Below are 2,730 nucleotides of genomic sequence, written 5' to 3'. Positions count from 1 at the left end.
ACGCGCCAGCCGGGGCGCCCCCAGCCCGCGTCGGCCAGGGCCGCGGCGACGGCGCCGCAGGCGCAGGGGCCGGCCGTGGCGGTGCGCACCCGCTGGCGGGCGTAGCGGAAGCCGCGCTCGAAGCGGATGTAGCGGCCGAGGACCAGCACCTCCAGCAGGACGGCGGTCCGGTGCTCGGCCGTGCACAGCAGCGCCTCGGCGGTTCCGCGGTCGTGCACGCAGTGGAAGCCGCAGTCGCAGCGGCGGTGCGGTGCGCCGTGCCGCAGGCCGTAGACGCAGGACGCGTCGGCCAGGACGCCGTACGGCAGCGCGCCGCCCAGCGACACACCGGTGAACCCGGCCCGGGTGCCGTCCTGGGACAGCACCGGGTGGGCGATCTTGTATCCGGTGGGCGGCTCCGTCGGGCGTTCCTCCGGAAGCCGCAGCCTCATCGGGCCGCCGGGACCTCTTCGGGGGCCTTCAGCTCCTCGGTGATCTCCTCGGGCAGTTCGGGCTCTTCCTCATGGATCTGCGGCCGTTCCTCCGCCACTCCGGTCGCCAGTGCCTTGCCGAGCTTCATGACGCCTCCCATGACCAGCGGTCTGTCACCGTCCTGCCATGGTGACTCAAGAGGGCCGCGATGGACATAGGGCCCAAAGCCGTACGCCGTAGGAAGCCTTATCTTTATCTCGTAGAAGATTTAAGTGGAGCTTCACTGTCGTTCTGCCGAAGACTTCTGCCATGACGACCACCGCACGCTCCGCCCCGCTCTTCGGCCGCGCCCTCTGCGCGATGATCACCCCGTTCACCGACGGCGGGGCGCTCGACCTCGGCGGGGCCCAGCGGCTCGCCGACCGTCTGGTCTCCCTCGGCTGCGACGGCCTGGTGCTCTCCGGCACCACGGGCGAGTCCCCGACCACCACGGACGCCGAGAAGGCGGCGCTCGTCGAGGCGGTGCGGGAGGCGGTGGGCGGCCGGGCGTCGATCGTGGCGGGGGTCGGCACCTTCGACACCCGCCACACCGTGGAGCTGGCGCTGGCGGCCGAGAAGGCGGGCGCCGACGGGGTCCTGGTGGTCAGCCCCTACTACAGCAGGCCCCCGCAGGACGCGCTGGAGGACCACTTCCGCACGGTCGCCGACGCCTCGGGGCTGCCGGTCGTCCTCTACGACATCCCGGGCCGCACCGGCACCCGTATCGAGCCGGACACGATGCTCCGGCTCGCCGAGCACCCGCGGATCGTGGCGGTCAAGGACTGCTCCTACGACTTCCTCGCCGCCCAGAAGGTCCTCGCGCGCACGGACCTGGCGTACTACGCGGGCTGCGACGAGCACAACCTCGCGCTGTACGCGGTGGGCGGCTCCGGATACATCAGCACGGTCGCCAACGTCGTGCCCGACCGGCTGCGCGCGGTCCTGGACGCGTTCGAGGCGGGCGACACCCCCGTGTCCGCCCGCCTCCAGCAACGCGCCACGCCGCTCATCGAGGCGATGATGTCGGCGGGCCTGCCCGGGGCGGTCACCGCCAAGGCCCTGCTGGGCGAACTCGGCCTGCCCGCGGGCCCGGTCCGCGCCCCGATGCGGCCCGCCGGCCGCGCGGCGGTCGACGGGCTGCTGGCGGCGTACCGGGAGCTGACCGACGGCTGAAGCGGCCGCCGGTCAGCGGCGGGCGAAGACGGGCTCCCACTCCTGCCGGTCGTAGTGCTCGTCGCGGGCTCCGCTCAGGGGTACGACCTTGTCGCTGCCCAGAGTGACCAGCACCAGCCGGGCCCGGTACGGCTCGTCCAGGGTCGTCACCCGCTCCCAGGCGATGAGCCGCCGGTCGTCGGCCCAGGCGAGCAGATGGGCGCCGCGGACCTTGGTGACCTCCTTGCCGGTGCGGGGGTCACGGATCGAGGAGTACGACTTCCCGGGCGGCACCTCCCTGGTCAGGCCGAGGGCGGCGAGCCGGCCGTCCGGGGACAGCCTGGCGGGGACGTCCGAGCGCAGGTACTTCTCGTCCGCCGGGGCGGCGACCTTGGCACCCTGGTGGTCGTAGAACTGCTGCATGCCGTCCCGGCCGCCGATGACCTGCGCGTACATCAGGTCGCCGGCGCGGCTGAACGCGAAGTCCTGACGGGAGTTGGTGTTGCGGTCGAACGCGACCGGCGTCCAGGCACCTTCGCCGGAGAGCACGTCGAGGTCGTAGAAACCGGACCGGCTGGAGTCACCGAACCCGGGTTCCCAGTCCCACACCACCTTGTTCTGACCGGTGCGTACCTTCATCTTGGTGCGCAGATCGGGATTCGCGGCGTACGTCGTGGCCACGAGCCTGCGGCCGTCGTACGAGAACGCGAGCCCGCCGACCCCGTGCTGGACGGGGATCCACCGTTCCACCCTGCCCGTGGCGAGGTCGAGCAGACCGATCCGCTGGGCGGGAAGGTTCCGCTCCAGCACGGCGGCGGTCCTCAGGCCCGGGGCGACCGCGACGATCGACCACCGGGCGTCCTTCTCGTACTTCCCGGTCCTCTGGTCGAGCAGCCAGTAGGTGCGCTGCTGGACGGCGGTGTGCTCGGTCCTGGGCCGGTCGCGGACCGTGTAGTAGGCGGCCAGTACCGCGTTCCCGGCCGCCACCGGTTCGCGCGGCGGCGACTGGTCCGGGTGCGCGGTGATGCCGTCCTTCTGCACAACGCCCGACGGCCGCACGTCGCTCTTGCCGGACTCCAGCAGCGGTACCGCCACCGCGGCGGCGACCACGGCGGCCGTGGCCGCGGC

General features: G+C 72.7%; 3 protein-coding genes and 1 pseudogene. 1 reads left to right on the top strand and 3 read right to left on the bottom strand.

What is annotated here, in order from left to right:
* Together M8J74_RS43950 and M8J74_RS44765 are read right to left on the bottom strand one after the other, a co-directional pair.
* Positions 1-431, bottom strand: a pseudogene (locus M8J74_RS43950) (hypothetical protein); the annotation flags it as partial.
* A complete protein-coding gene (locus M8J74_RS44765; protein WP_267955905.1) occupies positions 428-559 on the bottom strand; it encodes a hypothetical protein in 132 nt (43 codons plus the stop codon). The pseudogene M8J74_RS43950 and the gene M8J74_RS44765, both read right to left, overlap by 4 nt.
* Before the next feature lie 161 nt (positions 560-720).
* Here M8J74_RS44765 and dapA point away from each other — a divergent pair, with 161 nt between their 5' ends.
* Entirely contained in the window at positions 721-1,623 is a 903-nt protein-coding gene (gene dapA / locus M8J74_RS43945; protein WP_249841745.1) for a 4-hydroxy-tetrahydrodipicolinate synthase, read from the top strand.
* A gap of 12 nt (positions 1,624-1,635) precedes the next feature.
* Here the strand turns inward: dapA and M8J74_RS43940 are convergent.
* The coding region (locus tag M8J74_RS43940) for a WD40 repeat domain-containing protein (protein ID WP_249841744.1) at positions 1,636-2,730 on the bottom strand (1,095 nt) is incomplete at its 5' end.

This window comes from Streptomyces panaciradicis (assembly GCF_023516615.1).
GTDB classification, from domain to species: Bacteria; Actinomycetota; Actinomycetes; order Streptomycetales; family Streptomycetaceae; genus Streptomyces; species Streptomyces panaciradicis.
The sequence above is the reverse complement of the archived record's forward strand: the minus strand, read 5'-3'. Positions and strand labels throughout refer to the sequence as shown.

Coding starts and splice junctions, on each gene's coding strand:
- dapA (WP_249841745.1), top strand. CDS start 721: ATGACGACCACCGCACGCTCCGCCCCGCTCTTCGGCCGCGCCCTCTGC.
- M8J74_RS44765 (WP_267955905.1), bottom strand. CDS start 559: ATGAAGCTCGGCAAGGCACTGGCGACCGGAGTGGCGGAGGAACGGCCG.